The sequence below is a fragment of the Microbacterium sp. genome, assembly GCF_047971895.1.
Classification (GTDB): Bacteria; Actinomycetota; Actinomycetes; order Actinomycetales; family Microbacteriaceae; genus Microbacterium.
Genome location: NZ_JBKEAF010000048.1, coordinates 19,641 through 44,870, shown reverse-complemented (window position 1 = coordinate 44,870; position 25,230 = coordinate 19,641). Strand labels below are relative to the sequence as shown.

Sequence of the window (25,230 nt, the reverse complement as noted above, 5' to 3'; positions counted from 1 at the left end):
TCGCCCACAACCGCGACCGTATGGCCATCCCGCTCCAAATAGGCGCCCAGCACACGCGCTAGGCGGGGATCATCCTCCGCGATGAGAATCCGTGACATCTCCACTCTGCCCCTCTGCCCGATTCTACGGCGCGAGATCGCCCCCTGGCCAGTCACACCCGATCACGGCCAGGGGGCGGGTCGCTGTCAGTCTGCCTCGTTGCTCTCCGTCTCGTGGGTGTCGGCGTCGGGAGTGCCGAATGCTGAGTTCAGCGCGGCATCAACCTTCTCCCACCCGGTGTCGTCGCCGTCCGCGAGATGGATCTCGAAGGTCCGCAGCCCATCGGGGTCGGTGCTGACCGTCACCGCGATGTTGGCCGCCTGCAGCGCCGCGATAGCGGCATCGACCTGCGCGTTGGCCTCGGCGATCTCCTTAGCGGTCGGCGCCGGCACCTCCTCGACCTCGATCTCTCCTTCGGTCGAGTTCTGTCCGGAATCGCCGTTGTCCTCACCGACCTCCCAGCCGAGCTTGTCCAGCAGCGACTCATACACAGCAGCGGCCGCTGGGTCAGAGTGTTCGAGCTCGATAACCTCGACACCGTCTCCTTCGAGAGTCACCCGCTCGAAGGGAATACCCGCTTCGGTGAGTTTCGTCTCCAGGCCCTTCTCGAAGGCGGTGTTCTCCTTCAAGAGTTCAGCACTCATCTGCTCGCTGCCCCCTTCACCCTCGACTGCTCCGGCCCCCGCCGCACCCATCAGGGCGAGTGAGGTTGCGAGAACTCCCGCACCGAGGAAACCCGCAATGGTGCGGCGTCGGCCAGTTCCCGCCGGGTGGCTCTTGCTCGTGTTCATTTCATCTACCTTTCGTTGAGACAAAGACCCGGGTGGCTTCGTCGTGACACCACCATGTGTCAGGTGGCGTCAACGACGGATCAAGATTCCCTGGATAGCGCATCAGATCTTCCGAGGGATCTATCGAGATCATCGACCGAAACCGAAGGACACCGGGGTGAGCCGACTTGGGCGGTCCTACCTCCGCTGGGGCGCGATCATCGGCGGAGCCCACTGAATGGGAGCAGATGAGCACTGAGCCGGAGGCTACGAAGACCCCGGGTGAACGACCCGTGCGATCTTTTCCGGGTTGCGCACAAGATACAGGCCTGTGATGCCCTCACCGCTCGTGCGCAGCGACACTGTCGTATCGAGTTCGCCGCCGATCCAGATCAGCAGCCCCGGCCCTCCGTTGATCGTCACCGGCGCGACCGTGATCTCGCCGGGTTGATCAGCCAAACCGATCAGCAGACGTGCGATGCGCTCCGCACCGTGTACCGGGCGGCGGGCCGCGCTTACCGCGCCGCCGCCGTCGGAATAGAACACCGAGTCCGGGGCAAGGAGCGCAGCAACACGGACCGCATCGGCAGAAATTACAGCCTCTACCAGTGCGGAAAGCGCCCGCTGATCGCGCTGTGCGCGGATGCGCGGGAGATCTGGAAGTGCGGCGCTCACTGCGCGCTGCGCGCGGGAGACGTGCTGCCGTGCGGCGACGATGCTGACGTCGAGGACACGAGCGATCTCGATGTACTCTAGGTCGAGAACCTTGCGGAGCACGTACGCGGTGGCCTGTTCCGGGGTCATCGTCGACAGCACAATATCGAGTGCTTGGCCCAGTCCCTCACGGTGCAGCACCGTCCATTCCGGTGAGCCATCGTCGACCACCGGCTCCGGAAGCCACGGGCCAATATAGGTCTCGCGGCGGCGAGCGCGGGCCCGCACCGCGTTCAGCGCCAGACGTGCCACGATCACGCCGAGCATTCCCCGCGGGTTGTGCACCTCGTCTGCTTCGACTTGCGACCACCGTTCCCAGGCGTCTTGCACCACATCCTCGGCGTCCGCACGCGATCCTGTGATGCGGTAGGCGGCGGCGATCATCGCAGGTCGCTGCGCGGAAAACTCCTGGACGAGATCGATCGTGCTCACGCTCATACCTCAGCCGGAACCGGGGCTGGCTCGGGGTAGCGCGGCACCGAGCGGCCACGGCGTTCCCCGCGCATCCAGACCAAGGTCATACGACAGATTGCCTCCTTGATAACGCCACCGAGCCAACCGCCCACAGCGAAACGGCGCTCGGAGTCGTCTGGGCGAACCAGCTGGGCACGGCCTGACCTACCGCCGTAGTCGACGAACTGCATGACGTACCCGTGCACGAACCGATCCGGTGCGCGTCCGTCGTCGACGGCGGCGACAATGTTGGCAGCGTGCGAGCCCATCGGAAGAGCGGTGGCGCACGCAGGCCGCAGGTGCGTGGTGCGCTCATCGTCGATACATACCGCATCCCCGGCCCCGAAGATCGCAGCGTGCCCGGGAACACGGAGGGTCGCGTCGATCACGAGGCGGCCGTCCGCAGTTGTCGGTAACCCGGAATCCGCTGCCAGGGTGGGGACCGAGAAGCCAGCGGTCTCCACGACGACTCGCGTCCGATCGGCGCCGATCGTCTTAAGATCCGCCCGCTCTCCAGTGCGTACCGTCACGCCGAGGCGGCTGAGACGGCCCAGATGCGCGCGATCAGAGGCGGTGGCGTCCATCGACGAGGAGGTGATGACCTCGACCGTGCGGCCCGACATAGCAAGCACGGCGGCCAACTCGACGCCGGTCAATCCCGCACCGATCACTGTGACAGGCGCATCGGGTCGACCGCGCAATTCGTCGCGGAAAGCCAGCGCCTGCGCCTCATTGGTGATCTGGTGCGCCCCGGTCGCTCGCGGTTCCCCCGAACCGACAGCGTAAATCAGAAAATCAGCGTGAAGGACACGCCCCGAGGCTAGTTCCACCGACACCCGGTCGGGTGTTTCCGTGTCGATTCGCGTGGCGGGGTCTATGACGATAGACACCTTGGGGTGGATCAGTTCAACCAGTGGGACCCGGGCATGCTCGCGGAGGTCGGCAGCCACCCGGTGCAGGCGAATTCTCTCAACAAAGTAGGGGTACGTAGTGACGAGGCTGACCCTGTTCCCCCGTGCTGCGAGGCGATTCGCGGCCGCAACCCCCGCGTATCCTGCTCCAACAACGATCGTGTGACTCATCTGCCCGCTTTCTGCTCATAGTGTGCCCCGGTGGAACACCCTCCTACAGGAAAGACACCACTCGAGGTGCATCTGTGACAGGAATGGTCTTTGGGCTGCTTTTCAGACCTTACAAGGCGGTGGGTCTGCTGATGGTCCAGTTGACTCGGCGATGATCTCGCCGGTAGCGGCGTCGCAGAACGTGACGGTCGTGTCCCCGGTGATGGCGTGGACGGCTCGCCCGGCGGCGGATCGTGACGGCCTACAGGACATGATGGCGTTCATCGCCGCAACCTCGCCACCGAGGTCACCAAGGGGCTGACGCAGAAAGTCGCGCAGGGCGGCACGCCGATGCGCGCCCCGATCGGCTACCTGAACGTGCACCGCACCGACGACAACGGCCGGGAAGTCCGAACAGTCGAGGTTGATCTCGGACGTGCCTCGTTGATCCGGTGGGCGTTCGAGCAGCACGCGACCGGGGAGACGTCCGTGGCCGGGCTGCTGCGCGACCTCGCCGTGCGCGGGCTGATGACGAAGGAGAGGGGCGGAACACGAACACGACGAACCTACGCATGTCGCGTGTTCCCGTAAGACACTTTGGGTGGACCTGAGGGGAATCGAACCCCTGACCTTCTCATTGCGAACGAGACGCGCTACCAACTGCGCCACAGGCCCGTGAACCTCAGCAAGACTAGCACGGCTGATTCGCAAGAACGGTGCGATGACCGGTCCCACGCGCGGCCTGGCATCACTGCGAAACATACGTCCCTTCGGCGGCGATCCCGTCCACATCCACATCACCGGCGGCCGCATCGACGCGATCGATACCCCCGGCCCTGCGCAGCTGGGCGACCTCGACGGCGACGGCCTTCTCGCGCTGCCGGGGCTCGTCAACGCGCATGTGCACATCGACAAGTCGTGGTGGGGTCGCCCTGGCAGTCGTACGGGGGGCGAGAGTGACACAGACGGCTGCATCGGGCATGAGCGCGCCCGTCGCCACGAGCTCGGCATCCGCACCCACGTCGATGTGGACCTCATGATCGGGCTGCGCGGCATCGGCGGCGGACGCGTACTGCACCGCGCCTGGTCGTCGAACGCGCACACCTCATCCGGGGCGGGTCATGTGGAACACGGCATCGACCGCAGAGTACTCGTCCAGATACCCCATGCGGGCGATCGGGCGCAGCGCAGCGGTATCGACACGACCATCCGGCAGGATGAACCGCTCGTCGAGATGCACGCCGACGACCTCGCCGAACACCGTGTATCGCTCCAGCGGCGAGCCCGCGGCATCCCGCAGCTGCACGGTCTGCGTCACTCGGCACTCCAGCGCCACCGGCGACGCCGCGACCCGCGGGGGTGCACCCGCCGCGAAGTCGCCGCCTCTAGCCCCGCGAAGGCGAACTCGGACTCCCCCGGCGCCAACTCCTTCGACGACAGGTTCATCTGCTCACGCAGGTCATAGGTGGCGAGATTCCAGACGAACTCCCCGATCGCCAGCGCGTTCGTGGCCGAGTCCTTCATGCCGTCGCTGGAGAACATCACGATCGGCGGCCGGTCGGCGACGGCGTTGAAGTAGCTGTACGGTGCGAGATTCGGGATGCCTGCGGCATCCACCGTCGAGATCCACCCGATCGGCCGGGGGGCGACCACCGCCTTGACCGGATCGTGCGGCAGCAGGGTGCGGTCGCGATCCGCGGGCGTGTAGAAGATCACCCGGCCGCCCGGGTCGCCAGCAGCCGGCGCACGTGCGCCTCGATTCGCGCGTCGTCGGCCGGGCCCGCGAACGACTCCTCGCGGCCGGCCCGAGCGGCGGCGATGTCGGGTGGCCGACGGCGGTCCGCCTCGGCCCGCAGCGCCTCAGCCCGCGCGGCCTCGTGCAGCGCGCGCTGCGCGTCGACAGTGTCGAGCACGCCAGCCGCCTGCGACCCGGCCGCCGAGACCAGCGGCTGCGGCAGTGAGCGCGGCGTCCACGTGCGATCCTCGACCAGGTCGGTCGCGAGGGTCTGGGTGACACGTGCCCGCGCCAGCGGTTCGGCCGCCGACGCGGTGCCGACCACCGTGCGCGCGGCGACCCGCGACATCCGGCGCAGCATCAGCCCGCAGAGCATGGTCACCGAAACTCCCGACCACAGCGCCACCTGCGAGCCGGTGCGCACGACCTCCCAGCCGCCCCAGCCCGCCAGCACCACCCCGGCCAGCAGCACCACCGTCGCGGACAGGCGCACCCGGCGCCGTGCGCGCGCCCGGCGCGCCTCGGGCAGCGATCGGGCGGCGGTGCGCAGCGCTCTGGCACGTTCGCGCTCGGCACGTGCGCGCTCGAGCTCGGCACGTGACGCCTCGAGTCGGGCCTGCTCGCGCTGGGCGGTGGCGCGCTTGGCGAGACGCTGCTGCGCCAGTGCGGTGCGCGCGTTGAGCTCGAGGCGCACCTCGTCGGGGGTCTCGCTGGTCTCGGCCAGGATGCGCAGTGCCTGGTTCAGTCGCACCGCATTGCGTTCGGCGGCGTTGAACTGGTGCCGGCTGTGCCAGCTGGGCAGGAGATACACGAGCCAGAGCAGCACGGCGACCAGCACGATCACGCCGCCGCCCAGCACCTGCCCGCCCATGCGTCCACGGTAAGCGACCGGCGCAGGAGCGCCCGGATCCCGCGCGCGTGTCGCACTCTCGAGTTCAGGTTGAAGGTCAGGCTCGCAGGCGATCCGACGGCGGCACCGTCGCGGCATGCTGCGGGGCACGACCCGACACCCACCGTGCGAGCACGCCTTCGGGAACCTCTTCGCGCACGAGCGCGAACGCATAGTGGTCGCGCCAGTCGCCGTCGATGTGGATGTAGCGGCGGCGCAGTCCCTCGTACCGGAAGCCGAGCTTCTCGACGACGCGTAGGCTCGCCTGGTTCTCGGGCCGGATGCAGATCTCCATGCGGTGCAGGTTCAGCTCGCGGAAGCACACGTCCGTGGCCATGGCGACGCACGTCGGGGTGACGCCCCGGCCGGCGAATCGCTCGCTCACCCAGTACCCGATCGTCGCCGACGACATCGACCCGCGCGCGATGCCCCACACGTTCAGCTGCCCGGCCAGCTCTCCGTCGTACTCCATCACGAACGGGACGCCGTTGCCGTCGCGGTACTGCTGCAGCAGCCGGCGCACTCCCGCGCGCATGTCGAACGACACCGGACCGTCGGGGCTCGTGGCCTCCCACGGGCGCAGCCACGTCCTGTTGCCGAGCAGCTCACGCTGCAGTGTGCGCGCATCGCGTGTTCGCACGAGCCGCAGCGCGACCCGCCCGTGGGTGTGAGGGGAGCTGATGTCCATGGGCTCTCCCTCAGGTGGCTACGGGCTCAGGCGGCTAGAGGCCCGCCGCGAAGTCCTTGAGCCAGGGTCGCAGATCCGGACCCAGGTCGTCACGATCGGATGCCAACTGCACGATGGCCTTGATGTAGTCCAGCCTATCGCCGGTATCGTACCGACGCCCGCGGAAGACCACGCCCGACACGCCCGGCCCGTCGGGGTCGGCAGCCATCTCCTGCAAGGCATCGGTGAGCTGGATCTCGCCGCCCTTGCCGGGGCCGGTGCGTTCGAGGATCTCGAAGACGCTCGCCGGCAGCACGTAGCGGCCGATGATGGCGAGGTTCGACGGCGCGACATCGGCGGACGGTTTCTCGACCAGCCCGGTCACCCGTACGAGGTCCGGATCGTCAGTCGCCTCAATCGCCGCCGCCCCGTACATGTGGATGTGCGCGGGGTCGACCTCCATCAGCGCGACGATGGCCGAGCCGGTGCGCTCGTGCTCGGCGATCATGCGCGTGAGCAGCTCGTCGCGCTCGTCGATCAGGTCGTCGCCGAGCAGCACCGCGAACGACGCCTCGCCCACGTGTGTGCGTGCCCGCAGCACTGCGTGGCCCAGCCCCTTCGGCTCGCCCTGACGGACGAAGTGGATGTCAGCGAGGTCGCTCGCCTCGAGCACGCGGCGCAGCCGCGCCGTGTCACCCTTCGCGTTGAGCGTGCTCTCTAGCTCGGGCACCGAGTCGAAATGGTTGGCGAGGGCGTTCTTGTTGCGCCCGATGATGATGAGGATGTCGTCGATCCCGGCCTGCACGGCCTCTTCGACCACGTATTGGATGGCCGGCTTGTCGACGACCGGCAGCATCTCTTTGGGCATCGCCTTCGTCGCGGGAAGGAACCGCGTGCCCAGCCCGGCGGCGGGAATCACGGCTTTCATGTTCAAAGGCATGACCTACAGCCTATCGACCTAGAATCGAAGTCATGACGCCCGATGTCGATCACGCCAAGCGCGCCCTCCGCGCCGAGCTGCGTGAACGCCGGCAACTGCTCTCCGAGCGGCAGCGCGATCAGACCACGGCAGGTCTGACGGCCCAGCTCGACGCGCTCGTCGCCGCGCACGGCGCGCAGTCGGTCTCGTGCTTCCTGTCGACGCTCACCGAGCCCGACACTCGCCAGTTCATCGTCGGCGCGACGGCCCGAGGCATCCGGGTGCTCCTCCCGATCATGCGCGCCGACGGGCTGCTCGACTGGGCCGTCCACGACAGCGGTGCAGAGATCGTGGAGGCGGCGATGGGCGTGCCCGAGCCCGTGGCCGAGGTACTCGGCCCGATCGCCGTGGGCGAGGTCGACCTCATGCTCATCCCGGCGGCCGCCGTCGACCGCACCGGAATGCGACTCGGCTGGGGGCGCGGCTACTTCGACAAGACCCTTGGCTCGATGGAGCGGCGCCCACCGGTGTACGCCGTGGTGTTCGACTCCGAGTTCGTCGACGAGGTGCCCTCCGACGCGCACGACGAGCGCGTCAACGGCGTCGTCACCCCCACCCGCACCGTCGGCCTGTCGCCGCAGAGCTGATCCAGAAAGGTCCCGATGCCCACCTACGCCTATGCCTGCAAGAACTGCGGCCACCGCTTCGACGCCGTGCAGTCCTTCAGCGAGCCATCGCTGACCGAGTGCCCCGAGTGCGGTGGGCCGCTGCGCAAGGAGTACGGCTCCGTCGGCGTCACCTTCAACGGCTCGGGGTTCTATCGCACGGATTCTCGCACCACCTCTGGCGCGAGCGAGACCAGTTCGACAGAATCGAAGTCCGAGGCAAAGGCCTCAGAAGGGGTGTCATGATCAACGGATTCAAAGACTTCATCATGCGCGGCAATGTCATCGACCTTGCCGTCGCGGTAGTCATCGGCGCGGCGTTCACGGCGGTGGTCAACGCGTTCGTCGAGGGCATCATCAATCCGCTGATCGGGTTGTTCTTCAACGCGGAATCGCTGAACGACCTCACAATCGGCGTCGTCCAGATCGGTGCCGTGATCGGCGCCATCATCTACTTCGTCGCCGTCGCGCTGGTCGTGTACTTCGTGTTCATCCTCCCGATGAACAAGGCGAAGGACCGCCAGGCGCGCAAGGCCGGCATCGTCGAGGAAGAGCCGCTGCCCAGCGAGCAGGAGCTGCTCGTGCAGATCCGCGACCTGCTGGAGAAGCAGAAGTCCTGACGGGTGGTTCCCGGCGGTCAGTAGTGCGGCGGTCTGTCGCGCCGCAAGCGGTCGTCGTTGGGGCCGGATGCCTCGCTGCCCGCCGCGGGAGAGGCATCCCGTTTCTCGTCCGCCGACACCGGTTCGCCGGTCGTGCCCGGCGCCGGCGTGAGCGTGGCGCGCCGACCGTGCCGCGCGCGCACCACCCGCTGCCGCGGCGCGTCTTCGTCACGGTTCATTCGTCGAGAGTGACAATCGGCTGCGTATCGGTGTCGGCGGTCGGCGTCTCGGGCTGGATGCCGAGGATGCCGGCCACCCGGCCCGCCACCGCCGCCGGATCGCTGTACAGGTCGAAGGCGTGCACGCGCACGTAGTGCCAGCCGAGCCTGCGCAGCATCTGCGGGCGCAGACGCAGGGTCTCGCGCAGCGAGACACCACGTGATTCGGGGTCGCTCTCGACGACCACGGCCTTGCCCGCGTGCTGGGCGACCAACGGCAGCAGGCCGCGGTAGTCCACGTCGACCGACGCGCCCAGGCGCCTCAGCTCGCGGGCGAGGGTCAGCGTGAGCGGGTCGGCGAGGTCTTCCAGTCGGGCCTCGCGGGCGCGGGCCGCGATCCCACCGAGAATGCCCATGAGCGTCTGCGCGCCGTGCGACAGCCGGCCATCATCGAACGCCGAAGGCCGGATTGACGAGACGATCACCATCGAGCGTCGCGCCCGGGTCATGCCCACCGTGAGCAGTCGGTCGCCGTCGGGCGTCGACAGATCGCCGAAGTCGCTGAGCACCCGCCCGTGCTTGGTCAGCCCGAATCCGAGCGAGAAGATCACGCGGTCACGGCTCTCGGCCACCGACTCCTCGAGGGTCAGCACCGCGAACGGCTCGGAGGTGTCGCGGCCCACGAAGTCTGCGACATCCGATCGACCGGCGAAGGCCGCCGTGACCGCTGCCCGCACCCGCTCGGCGTGCTTGCGACTGGCGGTCACCACCATGAGCGACTCGCTCGCCCGGTTCACGGCGTGCTCGACCACGAGCGTGGTGACCCGCGCGACCTCGGCGTCTGGACTCTCCACCGCTCCGGTCACGGGGTCCGGCGTGCCCACGCCGCCTTCGACGTAGTCGACGCTGAGGCTGCCGCGGCCCAGATAGGAGCCCGCCCACGGCAGTGAGGCGAGCTCGCCGCCGTAGAACGCGTCGTTCACGAGCGACGCGAGGTCCTCTCCCCCGGCGCGATAGCTCTGGGTGAGCGTGAGCACGGGGACGAGTTCGGCCAGGCGCTCGAACACCGATACATCGTCGAACGGCAGGGGGTCGTCGTCGAGGGGCCCGGAGACCGCGCTGACCTCGAAGGGCGTCGGCCGCTGTGTCACGGGATCCCCGAACAGCACCACCTGATCGGCGCGGCGCAGCGCCGGAGCCGCCTCCACGAGCGACAGGGCGGCCGCGTCGGCGACGATGACGGTGTCGAAGTGCACGTGGTCAGGTAGGACGGGCACGTCGTACGGCGAGGCGATCCACGCCGGCACCAGGGTGCGCATGAGCGTCGGCGCGGCAGCCAGCAGCTCGTCGAGCTCGGTCGTGGCATTGCCCGCGGAACCGGCCGAGTCGGCCGCGGTGCGCAGGTGGCGACGCAGCGCATCCGCCTCGGCTGCGGCATCCACGATCGCGATGCGCCACTGCGTCGCCAGCTGCCAGGCCAGCAGCGGACCCGACGCGGCCGCGTGTGCCTCGTCGACGAGGCGGAAGTCGCGTTCGAGGCGGTCGACCACCGACGTATTGGCGCCCAGGAGCGCCCGGCGCGTCTGCAGCAGATGCTCGAGCGAGGACTGCCACCACGCGAACTCCAGCTCGGCGCCCACCTGGTCCTCGGGCACGTGACGCACCGACAGCTCCGTCAGCAGGGGCTCCAGTCCGAGTGCGGCCAGGTCGGCGCGCAGCGTCGCGCGCTCGATGAGGTTGTCGAAGAAGTCCGACTCGGCCGCGAGCCCCGTCAGCATGCGCACGAGCCCGGCCACCGGCAGTGCGGCCAGGCGGTTGTCGCCCGTGCGGCCGAGCGGTCCGTCGAGCTCCGCGAGGTCGTCGTGCACCCGGTGCCACAGCGACTCCACATCGGTGAGGCCCAGCGGCACCTCCGGCGCGGTGCCCACGGCCGCGTATCGCTGCCATTCGGTGCGCAGCTGCTGGATGCGTATGAGCCATTCATGCATGTCGACGATGTGCACGCCCGGCCGCACGTACTCGCGGGACAGGCGCTTCAGGTGCCGGCGGGCGCCGCCCTTGAGCTGCGGCGCGTCGCGACGCGGGCCGTGTGCCTGGATGAGCTCGCCGAGCGGCCGCTCGAACACCGTGGGGCTGAACCGGTCGAGGCAGTCGCGGATGCCGGCCAGCAGGCGCAGCTGCTCGCCGAACTCGTCGACGGTCGTGAACGGGCGCATGTGCGTCTTGCCGATGAGCTCATAGCCACGCTCCAGCAGCCGCGGCACCTCGTCGCGGTGCAGCCTCGCGGCCAGGTCGTGGGCGGCCCGGGCCTGCTCCGACGTCGCGAAGCCGACCCCGTACCACGGGGAGTCGTCGGGCCCGAAGCGGAACTCGCCGAGACGGGCGGCCGTCGCGAGCGCCGTGGCCGCGGCATCCCGCCCGCCCGCCAGCTCCACCAGCGTGTCGCCGTCCAGTCGCGCCACCGTCGCGGGTGCCGGATCCTGTGCCGCCAGCCGCGTCAGGGTGCGCAGCGCCTCGAGGGCCGACACGCCCAGGCGCTCGTCGGGCCCGGTGAGGGCGCCCCGGTAGTCGCTGAGCACCCCGCGCAGCCGCACGAGCGCATCGTCGACGTCGGCGACCGCCGGCTTCTCTGCCTTCTCGTTGCGACCGATCGCGCGGATCAGGTCACGGCGCAGGCCCACCGGGGAGACGACCAGCCCCGGCAGGCCGATGCCGGCGAGGCGGTGTCGGACGCCGTCGATCGTCGACCGGCGCGCGCTGACCACCAGCACGCGTCTGCCTGCCTGCACGAGCGCCCCGAGGGCGTTGACGATCGTCTGCGTGCCGCCGGTGCCGGGCAGCGTGTGCACCGCGACCGACTGGCCGGCGGCAATGCGGGCCAGCACGTCCTCCTGCTCGCCATCGGCGTCCAGCAGCAGGGTGTCCGACGCGGGTGCGCGCTCGTCCGGCCCGAGGCGCTCGGGCAGCGGGCGCTCGGTCTGCAGGTGCTCCCGCGCGGCGACATGGCCGGCCAGGGCATCCAGCACGGGATGCTGCAGGTCGGCGGCATCGCGCTGCATCCGCTGCCCCACGTCGGCGAACGTGGAGACGACCAGTCGGGGCTGCACGCTGAACGTCTCGATCGACGTGGTGCGTGTGCGCAGCTGGTCGATGACCGGCTGCGGCTTGAACACGCCGTCCTCGAGCGCCAGCCGGGCGAGCGCTTCGCCGTCGATCTCGACGCCGAAGTGCGTGCGGAACGCGCGCACAAGCTCTGGGTTGATCGCGAACGCACCGTGCAGCTTGAGCTCGAAGTCGTCGTGGTGACGCCGGATCGCCAGGGGGCGCAGCAGCACCGGTGCAGTAAACGCGCGACCGCCGACGCGCCAGGACGCCAGTCCGACCGCGAGGTGGACCGAATCGATCGCCCGCACCGTGCGCAACTCGACGTCCTTCGCGGTGATGCGTGTCGCCGCCAGGCGGGCCGTACGCAGCGCGACCTCGTCGCGGAAAAGGTTCGACAGCAGCGTCGACTTGCCGGTGATGAACGTCGGCAGGCTCCCCGGGTGCGCCTTCGTGATCTCGATGCCCGACTCGGGCGCGTCCACGTACTGCAGCAGGGTCTGCCGCCCGCCGAGCTCGGCCGCTGCGGCGCACAGGCGTTCACGCTCAGCTTCGGCGATGTGCACGGGCACCTCTCCCTCGGCCACGCCGAGGGCGCCCGGTCTCACCGTGTCTCCCGACACCTCGTCCTCCGCACCCGTCACGACGCTCCCTGCTCGTCACACACCCGCCAGACTAGGTGTCCGAGACACCCGCGGGTCGCATCCCCACCGAGTTTCGCACGATTGCGCGACGTGCCGTCCCGATCAGGGGCTTGTCGTCACCGCTCTGTCGCCGTCGACGACCAGGATGAGAACATGACCCTGCTGCGCTTCGGTACCGCCGCCACCCCCGTCGGAACCGCTGTGATCGCCGTCACCGAGCGGGGACTGGTCTCGCTCGACATCGACGATTCCCCGCCCGAGCACGTGATCGCCCCGCTCGCCCGGCAGCTGGACGCGGTTGTGGCGCGCGACGATTCGACCGTCGCGCCGGTCGCCCGGCAGCTGGACGAGTACTTCGCGGGCGAGCGCACGGCGTTCGATATCGCACTCGACCTCTCGCCCACCCGCGGCTTCCCCCTCGCCGCGCTGCGCGCGATCCTGGACATCCCCTACGGCGAGACCGCCGCGTACGGCGAGGTCGCCGTGCTCGCCGGCGCTCCCGGTGCCGCGCGGGCTGTGGGAACGGCCTGCGCCCGCACGCCGATCAGCATCGTCATCCCGGTGCACCGGGTCGTGCGGTCCGACGGCAGCATCGGCCGGTACGGGAGGGATCCGGATGCCAAGCGGTACCTGATCGACCTGGAGCACCGCGTCGCACCCGGTGGTATTCTCATGCGCAGTGAGCACCGACGCAGCACCCGTTCCCCCTGACGAGGCGTCGGATCGGGACCTTCTCAGCCGTGCCGTCGCCGATCTGGCGAAGACGACACGGTTCCCCGTCGCGTTCGGGGGCCTCGTCACCGACGGCGGCGTCTCGGTCACGTCGGTCATCGGTCAACGCACCCGCAGCCTGCACGGTCTGCGCGTACTGCCGCTGCGCGGGCTCGGCGGCCGCGCTATGGTCGAGTCCCGGCCGCGCTGGACGCCCGACTACGGCTCGTCCCGGCAGATCACCCACGACTACGACTTGCAGGTGCTGGGCGAGGGGCTGGCGACCCTGCTCGCGGTGCCGGTGGTGGTCGGCGGGCAGACGCGCGCGGTGCTGTACGGCGGGGCGCGACGCACCGGGCCGCGGGGCGACGTGTTCGCCACGCCCGCACTGGCCATCGCCGACGAGCTGAGCCGCGAACTGCGCGTGCGCGACGAGGTGCGGCGGCGCCTGGCGGCCATGCCCGGGCACGCTCCCGGCCTCGCCCCCACGCAGCGCGAGGAGCTGCGCGAGAGCTATGCCGAACTGCGCAGCATCGCCGCGGCGGTCGACGACCCGCACCTGCGTCGTCGCCTCGAGGCGCTCGAAGATCGTCTGGCCGGGCTCTCGGGCGAGGCGGTCCTGAGCCTGCCCGACGTGCACCTCTCACCGCGCGAGACCGATGTGCTCGCGTGCGCCGCCCTCGGCTACACGAACGCCCAGGTCGCGCACGCGCTCGGGCTGAAGGAGGGTACCGTCAAGGCGTATCTGGGCGCCGCGATGAGAAAGCTGGATGCCTCGACCCGCCACGCCGCGGTCACCAAGGCCCGCCGCGCGGGCCTGCTGCCCTGACGACGACCGGCGCGTCAGACGGTCTCGACCTCGGGCTCCGGCGCGGGGTCGGGTACCGGTGCCGGCCAGAGCTGATCGAGCAGCTGGCCCACCCACGCGATGAGGCCGGCATCCGGCAGCGTCTCGCCCCCGGCCACCGGCAACGGTACGACCAGCGCCTCGCCCGACGCGACCAGCTTCGCCTTCGGGTGCAGCCGCTGCAGGCGTACGCGCATCGAGTCGGGCAGCTGTGCCGGGGCGATGCGCAGGTTGGGCCCCATGGCCACGACGTCGGAGAGGCCCGCGCGCGCGGCGCGCCGCCGCAGCCGGGCCACCGCGACGAGGCCCTCGACCTCGGCGGGCGGCTCGCCGTAGCGGTCGCGCAGCTCGTCGACGACCAGGTCGATCGCGTCTGCCTTGGCTGCTGCCCCGGCGGCGGCAGACAGCTTCTGATAGGCCTCCAGGCGCAGTCGTTCGCTGTCGATGTACGTCTCGGAGATGCGCGCCTGCACCGGCAGCTCCACGCGCAGCTCGGCCGGGCCTTCGACCTCGTCGCCGCGGAAGGTCGCCACGGCCTCACCGATCATGCGCAGGTACAGGTCGAAGCCGACGCCGGCGATGTGCCCGGCCTGCTCGGCGCCGAGCAGGTTTCCCGCGCCGCGGATCTCGAGGTCCTTCAGGGCGACCTGCATGCCCGAGCCGAGGTCGTTGTTCACCGCGATGGTCTCGAGCCGGTCGGCCGCCGTCTCGGACAGGGGCTTCTGGTCGTCGTAGAGGAAGTAGGCGTACGCCCGCTCCCGGCCGCGCCCCACTCGCCCGCGCAGCTGATGCAGCTGCGACAGGCCGTACTTGTCGGCGCGGTCGATGATGATCGTGTTGGCGTTGGAGATGTCCAGACCCGTCTCGACGATCGTCGTGCTCACGAGCACATCGGCCCGCCGCTCCCAGAAGTCGTCGACGACCTGCTCCAGCGCGTGCTCCCCCATCTGGCCGTGCGCAACGGCGATGCGGGCCTCGGGCACGAGCTCGGCCAGCTCGGCGGCGACCCGCTGGATGGACTTCACCCGGTTGTGCACGAAGAACACCTGGCCCTCGCGCAGCAGCTCACGGCGGATCGCGGCGGCGATCTGCTTGTCGTTGCGCGCCCCGACGAAGGTGAGGATCGGATGCCTGTCCTCGGGCGGGGTCTGCAGGGTCGACATCTCGCGGATCCCCGTGACCGCCATCTCCAGCGTGCGGGGAATGGGCGTCGCGCTCATCGCGAGGATGTCGACGTTGGTCTTCAGCTTCTTGAGCGCGTCCTTGTGCTCGACGCCGAAGCGCTGCTCCTCGTCGATGATCATGAGCCCGAGGCTCTTGAAGCGCACCTTCTCGGTGAGGATGCGGTGCGTGCCGATCACCATGTCGACGGTGCCGTCGGCCAGCCCCGCCAGGGTCGCCTGCGCCTCTCTGTCGCTCTGGAAGCGCGACAGCGCCCGCACCTGCACGGGGAAACCGGCGAACCTCTCGGTGACCGTCTCGAGGTGCTGCTTGACCAGCAGTGTCGTCGGCACGAGCATCGCGACCTGCGTGCCGTCCTGGATCGCCTTGAACGCCGCCCGCACCGCCACCTCGGTCTTGCCGAAGCCGACGTCGCCCGACAGCAGCCGGTCCATCGGAATCGGCCGCTCCATGTCGGCCTTGATCTCGTCGATCGTCTGCAGCTGGTCGGGGGTCTCGGCGAACGGGAACGCCTCTTCCAACTCGCGCTGCCACGGCGTGTCGGGTCCGAAAGCGTGTCCCTTGGCGGCCATGCGGGCCGAGTAGAGCTTGACCAGCTCGACGGCGATGTCGCGCACCGCCTTGCGCGCCCTGCCCTTCGCAGCCGCCCAGTCGCTGCCGCCCATCTTCGACAGCGTGGGCGCCTCGCCGCCGACGTACCGCGACAGCAGGTCGAGCTGGTCGGTGGGCACGTAGAGCTTGTCGCCGGGGTACCCGCGCCGGGACGGCGCGTACTCGAGCACGAGATACTCGCGCATGCTCTTGACCGGGTTGCGCCCGCCGCTGGAGACTTCGCGCTGGGTCAGCTCGACGAACCGGCCGATGCCGTGCGTGGCATGCACGACGACGTCGCCGGGTGTCAGTTGCAAGGGGTCCACGACGTTGCGTCGCCGTGACGCGAGCTTGCGCACCACCCGCTGGTCGCCGCCGATCGTGCGCCCGTAGAACTCGCTCTCGGTGAGCACGGCGAGCCGGGCGTCCGGCGCCTCGAACCCGCTCTCGAGGGTCGCAGCGACCACCAGCGCCACCCCGGGCTCGGGCGGTTCGCGCACGTCGTCCACACGCCGTGCGGCGATGCCGCGATCGGTGAGCACGTCGCGGGCACGGTCGGCGAGACCGATGCCGGATGCGGCGACGACCACGCTCCAGCCGCCCGACAGCTGCTCGGCGACGTGCGCCGTCGCGCCGTCGATGTTTCCCTGGAAGGAGGGGACGGATGCCGCTGCCACCCGCGTGACCGCATCGTCGCCGGCGTCGAAGGTGCTGATGCTCCACCACACGCCTTCGCGGGCGGCGGAGGTCTCGCGCAGCTGCGCGAGCGTGAGGAAGTCGCCGGTGCGGCGCGCATCGTCCGCCGGGGCGCCCAGCAGCGCTGTCGGGTCGATCGGCGCATCGGCGCCCGAGGTGGCAGCACTCCACGCCGCATCGAGGAACTCGCGGTTGGTCTCGGACAGGCTGATCGCACGGGTCACGGCGCGCTCGGGGTCGAGCAGGGCGACCGCGGCGCCGAGCGGCAGATAGTCGACGAGCGAGACCACCCGGTCGACCAGCAGCGGGGTGAGCGACTCCATTCCCTCGACCGGAATACCCTCGGCCATCTTCTCGAGCATGCCGCGGATGCCGGGCAGGCCGGCGGCGAGTGCGCGGGCACGGGCGCGCACCGCATCCGTCAGCAGCAGTTCTCTGCTCGCCACCAGCTCGATCTCGGGCACGTCGCCGGGCAGCGAACGCTGGTCTGCCACCGAGAACGAGCGGATCTGATCGATCTCGTCGCCGAAGAACTCGACCCGGTACGGGTGGTCGGCCACGGGCGGAAAGACGTCGAGGATGCCGCCGCGCACCGCGAACTCGCCACGCCGCGACACCATGTCGACCCGCAGGTACGCACGCTCGACGAGCCGAGTGACGACCTCGCTCAGCTCGTGACCGCGCGAGCCGACCGAGAGCACGATCGGCGCTGCGTCGACCAACCCCGCCGCCAGCGGCTGCAACGCGCTGCGTACCGACGCCGTCACGATGAGCGGCGCGGTACCGTCCCAGCGGGCGACCCGCCGCAGCACGTCGAGACGGCGGCCGACCGTCTCGGCACTCGGACTCAGGCGCTCGTGCGGCAGCGTCTCCCACGCCGGGAAGTGCAGCACGGTCGCCCCGGGGACGAGAGCTTCGAGCGCCGGACCGATGGAGTCGGTGCGCCGGCCGGTCGGGGCGACGACCAGCAGCACCGGCGCGGCGCCACGGTGTGCACGGCGATCGAGCAGCGCGGCCAGCGCAGGGGCAGCCATGCCCTGCACCATCGAGAGCTCGGCATCGACGGAGGCCGCGGCCAGCGCGGACTGCAGGGTCTCGGCCTGCGCGAGGGCGCGCGCGATCCCGGAAACTGTCACCGCACGAGTCTACGATGGACCCGTGAGCGACCCCCAGCACGTACCGCCGGTTCCGCAGCCCACGGCGCCTCCGGTCGCACCGTACAGCGGGCCATACGCGCCAGAGCCCCCGCGGGCGCCAGAGCCCCAGTCGGCTCCCTACCAGGCCCCGTATCAGGCGCCTGTGCACCCGCAATACGCCGCAGCCATCACGTCGGGGCCCGCGCCCCGGCGCAGCCCCACGCTCGGCGTCGTGGCACTGATCGCCGCAGGGCTCGCCGCGGTGACGCCCGTCGTCGCGGCGATCGCGATGTTCGAGGTCGGGGTGGGCATCGACCCCGAGCTGACCCGCATGACCGCCGGCGACCCGTTCCGTCTGGCGATCCTCACGCCCGTGCGCGGCTGGGTGCTCGCCGCCGAGCTGTCGTTCTGGGCTGGCACGCTGCTGGGCGTGTGGGCGTTCGTGCAGGGCATCGTCGCCACGGTGCGGAACCGCGGTCGCATCGCGGCGATCGTCGCGATCGTGCTGGCCGTCATCACACCGATGGTCTTCGCCGTCGCTGCGCTCATGGCGCTCAGCACCGGGGTCGGCACGGCCGGCTCTTCCGGCATGTACCCGGGTACCTGACGCGATGCCATGCCTCTACGCGCGCGGGGCGTGGTGCTTCTGCTGAGCGGCGAGCAGCCCGTCGGCGACGAGCAGCTCGACCGCGTCGGCGGCATCGGCGAGAACGAGCGGAAGCCGTGCGCGCTCGGCGGCCCCGAACGGGTCGAGCACCCAGTCCGCGGCGTCCTGGCGCCCCGGAGGGCGCCCGACGCCCACCCGCACACGCGGGAAGTCGGGTGTGCCCAGTGCCTTCGCGACGTCACGCACGCCGTTGTGCCCGCCGTGCCCGCCGCCGGACTTGAGCCGGACTGTGTCGAACGGGATATCGAGCTCGTCGTGCACCACGACGACACGTGACGGGTCGACGCCGTAGTAGCGGGCGAGCCCGGAGACCGGGCCGCCCGAGACGTTCATGAACGAGTTCGGCTTCGCGAGGACCAGCTTCGGCCCACCCGGGCGCAGCCACGTCTCGGCGACCCGTGCGTTCGCCTTGTGCGAGGCGAATCGCTCGCCGCGCCGTTCGGCCAGTTCGTCGAGGACGAGCTGGCCGACGTTGTGCCGGGTCAGCTCATAGTGCGGACCGGGGTTTCCCAGCCCGACCGCGAGCCAGGTCTCCGCCATCGCCGGGGGCAGTCGCCTTACTCGGCGGCCGCCTCGACGGACTCTGCCGACTGCTCGGCAGCCTCGGCGGCGTCGTCGTCGGCGATCTCCTCTTCGGCCTCGACGGTTGCCGCGGGAACCGAGATCGCGACGATCAGCAGGTCGCGCTCGTCGAGCAGGGCCGCACCCTTGGGCAGCGTGAGGTCGCCCGCCGTGAGGTGCGCACCGTCCTCCAGACCGTCGATGTCCACCTCGACGTGCTCGGGAATGTGTGTGGCCTCGACCTCGAGGCGCACGGTGGTGTTGTCGAGCGTGGCGATCGTGCCCGAGAAGGACTCGCCGATCATGACCACGGGGACCTCGACCTGCACCTTCTCGCCCTTCTGCACGACGATCAGGTCGATGTGCTCGATGATCTGATGCACCGGGTCGCGCTGCACGTCCTTGACGAGCGCCAGCTGCTGCGTGCCGTCGACGTCGAGCTCGAGCACCGCGTTGGCGCGGCGCACGAGCAGGCCCACCTGGTGGCCGGGCAGGGCGACGTGAACCGGCTCGGTGCCGTGGCCGTAGATGACGGCGGGGATCTGGCCGGCGGCGCGCAGACGGCGGGCGAAGCCCTTGCCGAACTGCTCGCGGGTCTCTGCGTGGACCTTGGTGTCGGTCGACATGTTGTTCTCCTTGCGGGCGCCTGCGATCGGCGGGGCCCTGTATCGGTGGTCTGTAGGTTTCGACTCGAACGCGCACGCGTGAGGAAAGCCGTGAAGCCTGCCGACCGCGTCGATCACGGATGCCCAAGGCATCCCTCGCCGAAGTTCGTCTCACCAGTCTACCAGCGGCCCCGCTACGATGAATACGCACTCGTTCCGCGCATCGGAGGACCCCATGGACTACGGCTTCTACTCCCACATCGTGCTGTGGGTCATCGCCGCACTCGGCGTCGTCGGCACTGTCGGGGCCGTGCTCTCGCTCTGGTTCCTGGGGCGCGACGCCTACCGCAAGGACTGACGCCCGCGCGGCTCGTGCGCAGACTCTAGGCTGGTGGCGACCCTGACACACGCGGTACGAGGAGTGCGCATGACCGAGGCAACGGCGAACATCGGCGTCATCGGGCTAGCGGTGATGGGCTCGAACCTGGCCCGTAACCTGGCCAGTCGCGAAGGGAACACCGTGGCGGTGTACAACCGCACGTCATCCCGCACCGATGAGGTCGTCGCCGAGCACCCCGAGGCCGGTTTCGTCCCGGCGTCGACCTATGCGGAGCTCGCGGCGGTGCTGCAACGGCCGCGCACCGCGATCATCATGGTCAAGGCAGGCGGTCCGACCGATGCCGTCATCGACGAACTGGTGCGCGTATTCGAGCCGGGCGACATCATCGTCGATGGCGGCAACGCGCTGTTCACCGATACCGTCCGGCGCGAGAAGGCCGTGCGCGAGACGGGCATCAACTTCGTCGGTATGGGCGTCTCCGGCGGCGAGGAGGGCGCACTGCTCGGCCCATCACTCATGCCAGGCGGATCCGACGAGTCGTGGGCCACGCTCGGCCCGATCCTGCGCTCGATCGCCGCGGTCGCCGAGGGCGAGCCCTGCGTCACGCACGTCGGGCACGATGGTGCCGGGCACTTCGTGAAGATGGTGCACAACGGCATCGAGTACGCCGATATGCAGCTGATCGCCGAGGCGTACGACCTCATCCGCCGCGGCACGGGCAAGAGCCCGACCGAGATCGCCGAGGTCTTCGCGGAGTGGAACCGCGGTGAGCTCGAGTCGTATCTTATCGAGATCACGGCGGAGGTGCTGCGGCAGGTGGATGCCTCGACCGGCACACCGCTCGTGGACGTCATCGTCGACGAGGCCGGCGCCAAGGGCACCGGCGGCTGGACCGTGCAGACGGCGATCGACCTCGGTGTTCCGGTTTCGGGAATCGCCGAAGCGGTGTTCGCGCGTTCGCTGTCGAGCCATCCCGAGCAGCGTGCAGTGTCGCACGAGCTTCCGGGTCCCTCGACGGGCTCGGGAAGCGGAACCCGTTCGGCCGACTTCCATGTCTCCGACCACGACGAGTTCATCGAGCTCGTCCGTCAGGCGCTCTACGCCTCAAAGATCGTCGCCTATTCGCAGGGCTTCGACGAGATCCGCGCCGGGGCGCAGCAGTACGGCTGGGACATCGATCTGGGAGCGATCTCGAAGATCTGGCGCGGCGGATGCATCATCCGTGCGCAGTTCCTCAACCGCATCGCCGACGCGTATGCGGCCGAGCCCGACCTGCCCGTGCTGCTGACCGCGCCGTACTTCGTCGACGCGCTCGCGCGCGCACAGGGGGCATGGCGCCACGTCGTGGCAACGGCGGCGACCGCCGGCATCCCCTCCCCGGCCTTCTCGTCGTCGCTCGCCTACTACGACGGGCTGCGCGCCGACCGGCTGCCCGCCGCCCTGATCCAGGGGCAGCGCGACTTCTTCGGCGCCCACACCTACCGGCGGCTCGACACGCCCGGCATGTTCCACACGCTGTGGTCCGGCGACCGCACCGAGGTCGAGATCACCGACTGAGGGCTCACAGAAGACACATAGCCACTTCCATAGGAAGTTCATAGAACACGGCGCACAATGGGGGCATGACCGCTGCCGAGTCCGAGCTGCGCCGCCCCGACGGAAGTGCGCTGCGCGTGCTCGTCGTCGACGACGAGCAGATGCTCACCGACCTGCTCTCGATGGCACTGCGCATGGAGGGGTGGGAGGTGCGCGCCGCCGGCTCCGGTCTGGAGGCCCTGCAGAGCGCGCGCGACTTCGACCCCGACGCGATGGTGCTTGACGTCATGATGCCCGACCTCGATGGCATGGCGGTGCTGCAGCGGCTGCGGCAGTCCGGCAACGACGTGCCCGTGCTCTTCCTCACCGCGAAGGATGGCGTCGCCGACCGCATCGCCGGACTGACCGCGGGCGGCGACGACTATGTCACCAAGCCGTTCAGTCTGGAAGAGGTCGTGGCGCGGCTGCGCGGCCTCATGCGGCGTGCCGGCAATGCCTATGCCAGCGAGGCGGATCCCGTGCTGAGGGTGGGAGATCTGTCCCTCAACGAGGACTCCCACGAGGTGCAGCGCGCCGGCACCGACATCGAACTGACCGCGACCGAGTTCGAGTTGCTGCGCTACCTGATGCGCAACCAGCGCCGCGTCGTGTCGAAGGCGCAGATCCTCGATCGGGTGTGGAGCTACGACTTCGGCGGGCGCTCGAGCATCGTCGAACTGTACATCTCGTATCTGCGCAAGAAGATCGACCACGGCCGCAGCCCGCTCATCCACACGGTGCGCGGCGTCGGGTACATGATCAAGGCGGCGCAGTGACCCGACGACCGGTGTCGCTGCAGGCCCGGTTGATCATGATCGTGATCGGCATCGTCGCACTGCTTCTCGTCATCGTTGCCGCAGCCACCAGCACCATACTCGGTACGGTGCTCAAGCAGGGGCTGGACGCCGAGATCGCCACGACCACACGCTCGGTGCAGCTGTTCCAGCCCGGATTCCCGCCCCAGGCGCTGTCCGCCGAGGAGACCCTCGCGCACAGCCGGGCGCGCTACGGGTTCCTGCTGATACTGCGCAGTGCCGACGGCGAGGTCAGCGGCGCGGTCGTCGACGACAACGGCGCCGCGCGGTCGCTGACCGAGGAGCAGACCGAGCAATTGCTGCACGCTATGCGCCAAGGCAGCAGCGACGTGACCCTCGACGGCCTCGGCGCGTACCGCATCACCCCGGTGGCGTGGCCGTCGGCACTCACCAGCGGCATCGCGGGGCTGCCTCTCGCCGAGGTCAACGCCACGATCGGCGCCATGCTGCTGACCATCGCCCTGGTCACCGCCGCCGGACTCGTCGTGCTCGCGGGGGCGATCGTCATCGTGATCCGCCTGGGTCTGGCGCCGCTGCGGTCCGTCGCCGACACAGCCACCCGCGTCGCCGCACTGCCGCTGGACCAGGGCGCGGTGTCGATCGCCGAACGGGTGCCGCCCACCGAAGCGGATGACCGAACCGAGATCGGGCGCGTCGGCGCAGCGCTCAACACGCTGCTCGACCACGTGGACAGCTCGCTGGAGGCGCGACAGCGCAACGAGGAGCGGATGCGACGGTTCGTCGCCGATGCGAGCCACGAACTGCGTACCCCGCTGGCGTCGATCCGGGGCTACTCCGAGCTGTCACTGCGCACCCTTCGACAGGCTCAGGGAGCGGGCGGACCCGCCCAGGGAGCCACGCACACCGAGTCGGCGCTGGACCGCATCCAGGCGCAGTCGGTGCGCATGACCCGACTCGTCGAAGACCTGCTGCTGCTGGCCCGTCTCGACGAGGGGCAGGAGCTCGTCTACAGCACAGTCGACCTTTCGCAGTTGGTCGTCGAAGCCGTCGCCGACGCGCGGGCCGCCGGCCCCGACCACGTGTGGCTGCTCGAGGTCGGCGACGATCCCGTGGTCGTCGCGGGCGACGCGGGGCGTCTGCACCAGGTCGTGGCGAACCTGCTGGCGAACGCCCGCACGCACACGCCCTCCGGCACGACAATCACCCTCGCCCTCGCCCGGGAGGGCGCAGACGCCGTCGTGCGAGTGCACGACGACGGGCCGGGCATCGATCCCGAACTGGCCGGCGAGCTGTTCGAGCGGTTCGCGCGCGGCGACCGCTCCCGCGCTCGCCAGACCGGGGGCACAGGCCTCGGCCTGTCGATCGTGAAGGCCATCGTCGACGGCCACCGCGGCACGGTCGTCGTCGACAGCTCACCCGGAAGCACGACCTTCACGGTGCGTCTTCCCGCCCGCCCGGCTGACCCGGTGACGGAGCCCGCCGACGACCGGGTTCAGTAACCCGAGAACGCGTCGGTGGTCACCGAACGTGCCTTCGCGAGCGCCGGCGCCAGGTCGGCGATGAGGCCCGCCGGCCCGGAGATGTACGCATGCCGCGCGGCGATGTCGGACACGACCTCGGCGAGACCGTTCGCATCCAGCCGCACCCCGCGCGCCCACATCCAGTGCCGGGGAAGGTCGGCGGGGCGGTTGCGGGTGAAAACGAGGACGGGAACCCCGGATGCCTCCAGCTCGTCGCGGAACGCGAGCTCCGAGGCATCCGAAGCCACATAGACGAGCACGACGTCACGGTCCTCCCCCGCCAGTCGCATCTGCCGCAGCTGCGACACGAACGGTGTCACCCCGATGCCGGCCGCGACCATGAGCACCGGCGCACCCTCGCGGCGGGGAAGCACGAAGTCGCCCCACACGCCGGTGACGGCCAGTGGATCGCCGGGGCGCACCGCCGCCAGCGCCTTCTTGTAGCTCGACGGCTTGGCACCGCCGCCCACCCGGAACGCGATGGAGATCTCAGGCAGGTCCTCGGGCGCCGACGCGATGCTGAACTCGCGGCGCGTGCCACGCGCGTCGGGGTGGGTGTGCGGCACGTCCAGCTCGAGGTACTGCCCGGGCACGAAGCGCACACGGCGGGTGGCGCGGAAGGTGAGCTGCTGCACGGTGCCGGTCACCGCTGTGCGATCGACCAGCGCGACCCGCACGGCACCCCGCACGGCGAACGCGAAGGCGAGCAGGTTGCCGATCAGCAGCGCCCGCTCCTGCCCCAGGGTGAGCACCCCGACATCGATCGGCCATCCGACGAGCACCCCGACGACCCCCGCCACCCAGAACTGCTGCCACCGCCGCGGCGGCTGCGTCAGCGGCTCGGACAGCATGAACGCGCCGAGGAAGAGCACCGGAGACCACCACAGCGCGAAGCCGAGCACCTCCCACGGGTCCACCGGGAGTCCGACCGCATCCAACTGCGCGGCCATCCGGAACACCCCCACGGCCACCGCGATCACGACGAAGACCCCGATGACGCGCAGCCTCTCGGTGCGCCACAGCACGATCAGGCCGGCGATGAGCACGGGGGCCGCCATGATCGGTGAGCCCACCCACCAGACCGGCGAGCCCAGGGCCGGCCAGGCCAGGCTCACCAGCGCGAGCACGGTCGCCCCGACGGCGGCGGGGTTGAAGATGTGACGCCCGCGCCACGCGAGCACGTACTTCGACAACGACGCCGTCAGCGCAGCGACGGCAAGGCCCACGAGCGCCCACGGATCGAGCGCGGGTTGCAGCACGAACAGCAGGATGTGACCGGTGATGATCGACGACTCGTAGCGATGCGGCAGATGTAGCAGCCGCTGGATGACGGCGTCGACCCCGACCCCGACGCCGACCAGCACGGCGAGCGTGACCACGATCGCGAGCGGGCCGGGCACGACCAGTCCGAACAGCGACAGGACGAAGGCGATCGCGGCGAGCGAGGCCAGCGTGAGCAGCGTCAGTCGGTACATCGACACCTGGCCCAGGACCTGCAGAACGCGATTCCACACGGCGTTGGCCGATGCACTCATAGTCATGCGTCTA

General features: G+C 69.9%; 26 protein-coding genes and 1 tRNA gene. 11 read left to right on the top strand and 16 right to left on the bottom strand.

The genetic code is table 11. The features are described from left to right. Positions 1 to 185: 185 nt before the first annotated feature. The 3 genes from ACK5IN_RS04515 to ACK5IN_RS04505 all read right to left on the bottom strand — a co-directional run bounded on the left by ACK5IN_RS04515 (position 186) and on the right by ACK5IN_RS04505 (position 3,058). Positions 186 to 830 carry a hypothetical protein gene (locus tag ACK5IN_RS04515; RefSeq protein ID WP_416895020.1) on the bottom strand — a complete coding sequence of 215 codons (645 nt, stop codon included), beginning with the start codon at positions 828 to 830 and terminating at the stop codon, positions 186 to 188. Between the two features lie 246 nt (positions 831 to 1,076). Continuing rightward, the gene (locus ACK5IN_RS04510; protein ID WP_416895019.1) at positions 1,077 to 1,955 is read right to left on the bottom strand and encodes a sigma factor-like helix-turn-helix DNA-binding protein; all 879 of its coding nucleotides are present in this window, start codon (positions 1,953 to 1,955) and stop codon (positions 1,077 to 1,079) included. A gap of 2 nt (positions 1,956 to 1,957) precedes the next feature. Further along, positions 1,958 to 3,058: an NAD(P)/FAD-dependent oxidoreductase gene (locus tag ACK5IN_RS04505; protein ID WP_416895018.1), complete on the bottom strand. Its 1,101-nt coding sequence runs from the start codon at positions 3,056 to 3,058 to the stop codon at positions 1,958 to 1,960. Between the two features lie 330 nt (positions 3,059 to 3,388). Here ACK5IN_RS04505 and ACK5IN_RS04500 point away from each other — a divergent pair, with 330 nt between their 5' ends. Next, positions 3,389 to 3,628 (top strand): hypothetical protein, encoded by a 240-nt coding sequence (locus tag ACK5IN_RS04500; RefSeq protein ID WP_416895017.1) that lies wholly within the window; start codon positions 3,389 to 3,391, stop codon positions 3,626 to 3,628. Positions 3,629 to 3,639: 11 nt separating this feature from the next. Here the strand turns inward: ACK5IN_RS04500 and ACK5IN_RS04495 are convergent. The 7 genes from ACK5IN_RS04495 to galU all read right to left on the bottom strand — a co-directional run bounded on the left by ACK5IN_RS04495 (position 3,640) and on the right by galU (position 7,268). Then, a tRNA-Ala gene (locus ACK5IN_RS04495) sits at positions 3,640 to 3,712 on the bottom strand. 73 nt (positions 3,713 to 3,785) lie between these two features. Continuing rightward, entirely contained in the window at positions 3,786 to 4,115 is a 330-nt protein-coding gene (locus ACK5IN_RS04490; RefSeq protein WP_416895016.1) for a hypothetical protein, read from the bottom strand. Between the two features lie 27 nt (positions 4,116 to 4,142). Continuing rightward, positions 4,143 to 4,355 (bottom strand): hypothetical protein, encoded by a 213-nt coding sequence (locus tag ACK5IN_RS04485; protein ID WP_416895015.1) that lies wholly within the window; start codon positions 4,353 to 4,355, stop codon positions 4,143 to 4,145. Further along, on the bottom strand, positions 4,352 to 4,753 hold the full coding sequence (locus ACK5IN_RS04480) for a flavin reductase family protein (RefSeq protein ID WP_416895014.1): 402 nt from the start codon (positions 4,751 to 4,753) through the stop codon (positions 4,352 to 4,354). The genes ACK5IN_RS04485 and ACK5IN_RS04480 overlap by 4 nt, the downstream gene beginning before the upstream one ends. Then, on the bottom strand, positions 4,750 to 5,643 hold the full coding sequence (locus tag ACK5IN_RS04475) for a large exoprotein (RefSeq protein ID WP_416895013.1): 894 nt from the start codon (positions 5,641 to 5,643) through the stop codon (positions 4,750 to 4,752). The genes ACK5IN_RS04480 and ACK5IN_RS04475 overlap by 4 nt, the downstream gene beginning before the upstream one ends. A 76-nt stretch (positions 5,644 to 5,719) precedes the next feature. After that, a complete protein-coding gene (locus ACK5IN_RS04470; protein WP_416895012.1) occupies positions 5,720 to 6,349 on the bottom strand; it encodes a GNAT family N-acetyltransferase in 630 nt (209 codons plus the stop codon). A gap of 34 nt (positions 6,350 to 6,383) precedes the next feature. Further along, complete coding sequence (gene galU / locus ACK5IN_RS04465) at positions 6,384 to 7,268, bottom strand: UTP--glucose-1-phosphate uridylyltransferase GalU (RefSeq protein ID WP_416895011.1); 885 nt, start codon at positions 7,266 to 7,268, stop codon at positions 6,384 to 6,386. Positions 7,269 to 7,300: 32 nt separating this feature from the next. Between galU and ACK5IN_RS04460 the strand changes: the two genes are divergently transcribed. Genes ACK5IN_RS04460 through mscL form a run of 3 tightly spaced genes read left to right on the top strand, consistent with a single transcriptional unit; the run spans position 7,301 to position 8,532 of the window. Continuing rightward, entirely contained in the window at positions 7,301 to 7,894 is a 594-nt protein-coding gene (locus ACK5IN_RS04460) for a 5-formyltetrahydrofolate cyclo-ligase (RefSeq protein ID WP_416895010.1), read from the top strand. A 15-nt stretch (positions 7,895 to 7,909) separates the two neighbouring features. Then, positions 7,910 to 8,158, top strand: a complete 249-nt coding sequence (locus ACK5IN_RS04455) for an FmdB family zinc ribbon protein (RefSeq protein WP_416895009.1) — start codon at positions 7,910 to 7,912, stop codon at positions 8,156 to 8,158. Beyond that, positions 8,155 to 8,532, top strand: coding sequence for a large conductance mechanosensitive channel protein MscL (gene mscL, locus ACK5IN_RS04450; protein WP_416895008.1), 378 nt, complete (start codon positions 8,155 to 8,157; stop codon positions 8,530 to 8,532). Before ACK5IN_RS04455 ends, mscL begins: the two co-directional genes overlap by 4 nt. A 17-nt stretch (positions 8,533 to 8,549) precedes the next feature. Here mscL and ACK5IN_RS04445 read toward each other — a convergent pair whose 3' ends face one another. Together ACK5IN_RS04445 and ACK5IN_RS04440 are read right to left on the bottom strand one after the other, a co-directional pair. Then, complete coding sequence (locus ACK5IN_RS04445; RefSeq protein ID WP_416895007.1) at positions 8,550 to 8,750, bottom strand: hypothetical protein; 201 nt, start codon at positions 8,748 to 8,750, stop codon at positions 8,550 to 8,552. After that, a complete protein-coding gene (locus ACK5IN_RS04440) occupies positions 8,747 to 12,475 on the bottom strand; it encodes a DEAD/DEAH box helicase (RefSeq protein ID WP_416895006.1) in 3,729 nt (1,242 codons plus the stop codon). Before ACK5IN_RS04440 ends, ACK5IN_RS04445 begins: the two co-directional genes overlap by 4 nt. Positions 12,476 to 12,628: 153 nt before the next feature. Between ACK5IN_RS04440 and ACK5IN_RS04435 the strand changes: the two genes are divergently transcribed. Then, entirely contained in the window at positions 12,629 to 13,186 is a 558-nt protein-coding gene (locus ACK5IN_RS04435) for a methylated-DNA--[protein]-cysteine S-methyltransferase (RefSeq protein WP_416895005.1), read from the top strand. Beyond that, a complete protein-coding gene (locus tag ACK5IN_RS04430) occupies positions 13,155 to 14,015 on the top strand; it encodes a LuxR C-terminal-related transcriptional regulator (protein WP_416895004.1) in 861 nt (286 codons plus the stop codon). The genes ACK5IN_RS04435 and ACK5IN_RS04430 overlap by 32 nt, the downstream gene beginning before the upstream one ends. A gap of 14 nt (positions 14,016 to 14,029) precedes the next feature. On the opposite strand, the gene mfd is transcribed toward ACK5IN_RS04430, so the two are convergent. Next, the gene (gene mfd / locus ACK5IN_RS04425) at positions 14,030 to 17,638 is read right to left on the bottom strand and encodes a transcription-repair coupling factor (protein WP_416895003.1); all 3,609 of its coding nucleotides are present in this window, start codon (positions 17,636 to 17,638) and stop codon (positions 14,030 to 14,032) included. A 163-nt stretch (positions 17,639 to 17,801) separates the two neighbouring features. On the opposite strand from mfd, the gene ACK5IN_RS04420 reads away from it, so the two are divergent. After that, positions 17,802 to 18,245: a hypothetical protein gene (locus ACK5IN_RS04420; RefSeq protein ID WP_416895002.1), complete on the top strand. Its 444-nt coding sequence runs from the start codon at positions 17,802 to 17,804 to the stop codon at positions 18,243 to 18,245. A gap of 15 nt (positions 18,246 to 18,260) precedes the next feature. Here ACK5IN_RS04420 and pth read toward each other — a convergent pair whose 3' ends face one another. Both pth and ACK5IN_RS04410 read right to left on the bottom strand, forming a co-directional pair. Then, on the bottom strand, positions 18,261 to 18,845 hold the full coding sequence (gene pth / locus ACK5IN_RS04415; RefSeq protein WP_416895001.1) for an aminoacyl-tRNA hydrolase: 585 nt from the start codon (positions 18,843 to 18,845) through the stop codon (positions 18,261 to 18,263). A 17-nt stretch (positions 18,846 to 18,862) separates the two neighbouring features. Continuing rightward, a complete protein-coding gene (locus ACK5IN_RS04410; protein WP_416895000.1) occupies positions 18,863 to 19,492 on the bottom strand; it encodes a 50S ribosomal protein L25/general stress protein Ctc in 630 nt (209 codons plus the stop codon). 178 nt (positions 19,493 to 19,670) lie between these two features. Here ACK5IN_RS04410 and ACK5IN_RS04405 point away from each other — a divergent pair, with 178 nt between their 5' ends. From ACK5IN_RS04405 to ACK5IN_RS04390, 4 genes are all read left to right on the top strand, one after another. After that, positions 19,671 to 19,829, top strand: coding sequence for a hypothetical protein (locus ACK5IN_RS04405; protein WP_416894999.1), 159 nt, complete (start codon positions 19,671 to 19,673; stop codon positions 19,827 to 19,829). A 69-nt stretch (positions 19,830 to 19,898) separates the two neighbouring features. Next, a complete protein-coding gene (gndA, locus tag ACK5IN_RS04400) occupies positions 19,899 to 21,368 on the top strand; it encodes an NADP-dependent phosphogluconate dehydrogenase (RefSeq protein ID WP_416894998.1) in 1,470 nt (489 codons plus the stop codon). Positions 21,369 to 21,433: 65 nt separating this feature from the next. Next, positions 21,434 to 22,162, top strand: coding sequence for a response regulator transcription factor (locus ACK5IN_RS04395; protein ID WP_416894997.1), 729 nt, complete (start codon positions 21,434 to 21,436; stop codon positions 22,160 to 22,162). After that, the gene (locus tag ACK5IN_RS04390) at positions 22,159 to 23,661 is read left to right on the top strand and encodes a sensor histidine kinase (RefSeq protein WP_416894996.1); all 1,503 of its coding nucleotides are present in this window, start codon (positions 22,159 to 22,161) and stop codon (positions 23,659 to 23,661) included. Before ACK5IN_RS04395 ends, ACK5IN_RS04390 begins: the two co-directional genes overlap by 4 nt. Here the strand turns inward: ACK5IN_RS04390 and ACK5IN_RS04385 are convergent. Beyond that, positions 23,655 to 25,217 (bottom strand): FAD-dependent oxidoreductase, encoded by a 1,563-nt coding sequence (locus tag ACK5IN_RS04385; protein ID WP_416895021.1) that lies wholly within the window; start codon positions 25,215 to 25,217, stop codon positions 23,655 to 23,657. The two genes, ACK5IN_RS04390 and ACK5IN_RS04385, sit on opposite strands and share 7 nt — an antisense overlap. Positions 25,218 to 25,230: the final 13 nt, after the last annotated feature.

What these genes read in the sequence shown, in the direction of transcription:
- ACK5IN_RS04405 (WP_416894999.1), top strand. Translation starts at nt 19,671, where the DNA reads ATGAATACGCACTCGTTCCGCGCATCGGAGGACCCCATGGACTACGGC.
- ACK5IN_RS04435 (WP_416895005.1), top strand. Translation starts at nt 12,629, where the DNA reads ATGACCCTGCTGCGCTTCGGTACCGCCGCCACCCCCGTCGGAACCGCT.
- ACK5IN_RS04505 (WP_416895018.1), bottom strand. Translation starts at nt 3,058, where the DNA reads ATGAGTCACACGATCGTTGTTGGAGCAGGATACGCGGGGGTTGCGGCC.
- ACK5IN_RS04500 (WP_416895017.1), top strand. Translation starts at nt 3,389, where the DNA reads ATGCGCGCCCCGATCGGCTACCTGAACGTGCACCGCACCGACGACAAC.
- ACK5IN_RS04470 (WP_416895012.1), bottom strand. Translation starts at nt 6,349, where the DNA reads ATGGACATCAGCTCCCCTCACACCCACGGGCGGGTCGCGCTGCGGCTC.
- pth (WP_416895001.1), bottom strand. Translation starts at nt 18,845, where the DNA reads ATGGCGGAGACCTGGCTCGCGGTCGGGCTGGGAAACCCCGGTCCGCAC.
- ACK5IN_RS04515 (WP_416895020.1), bottom strand. Translation starts at nt 830, where the DNA reads ATGAACACGAGCAAGAGCCACCCGGCGGGAACTGGCCGACGCCGCACC.
- ACK5IN_RS04475 (WP_416895013.1), bottom strand. Translation starts at nt 5,643, where the DNA reads ATGGGCGGGCAGGTGCTGGGCGGCGGCGTGATCGTGCTGGTCGCCGTG.
- ACK5IN_RS04385 (WP_416895021.1), bottom strand. Translation starts at nt 25,217, where the DNA reads ATGAGTGCATCGGCCAACGCCGTGTGGAATCGCGTTCTGCAGGTCCTG.
- ACK5IN_RS04455 (WP_416895009.1), top strand. Translation starts at nt 7,910, where the DNA reads ATGCCCACCTACGCCTATGCCTGCAAGAACTGCGGCCACCGCTTCGAC.
- ACK5IN_RS04460 (WP_416895010.1), top strand. Translation starts at nt 7,301, where the DNA reads ATGACGCCCGATGTCGATCACGCCAAGCGCGCCCTCCGCGCCGAGCTG.
- ACK5IN_RS04395 (WP_416894997.1), top strand. Translation starts at nt 21,434, where the DNA reads ATGACCGCTGCCGAGTCCGAGCTGCGCCGCCCCGACGGAAGTGCGCTG.
- galU (WP_416895011.1), bottom strand. Translation starts at nt 7,268, where the DNA reads ATGCCTTTGAACATGAAAGCCGTGATTCCCGCCGCCGGGCTGGGCACG.
- mscL (WP_416895008.1), top strand. Translation starts at nt 8,155, where the DNA reads ATGATCAACGGATTCAAAGACTTCATCATGCGCGGCAATGTCATCGAC.
- ACK5IN_RS04410 (WP_416895000.1), bottom strand. Translation starts at nt 19,492, where the DNA reads ATGTCGACCGACACCAAGGTCCACGCAGAGACCCGCGAGCAGTTCGGC.
- ACK5IN_RS04445 (WP_416895007.1), bottom strand. Translation starts at nt 8,750, where the DNA reads ATGAACCGTGACGAAGACGCGCCGCGGCAGCGGGTGGTGCGCGCGCGG.
- gndA (WP_416894998.1), top strand. Translation starts at nt 19,899, where the DNA reads ATGACCGAGGCAACGGCGAACATCGGCGTCATCGGGCTAGCGGTGATG.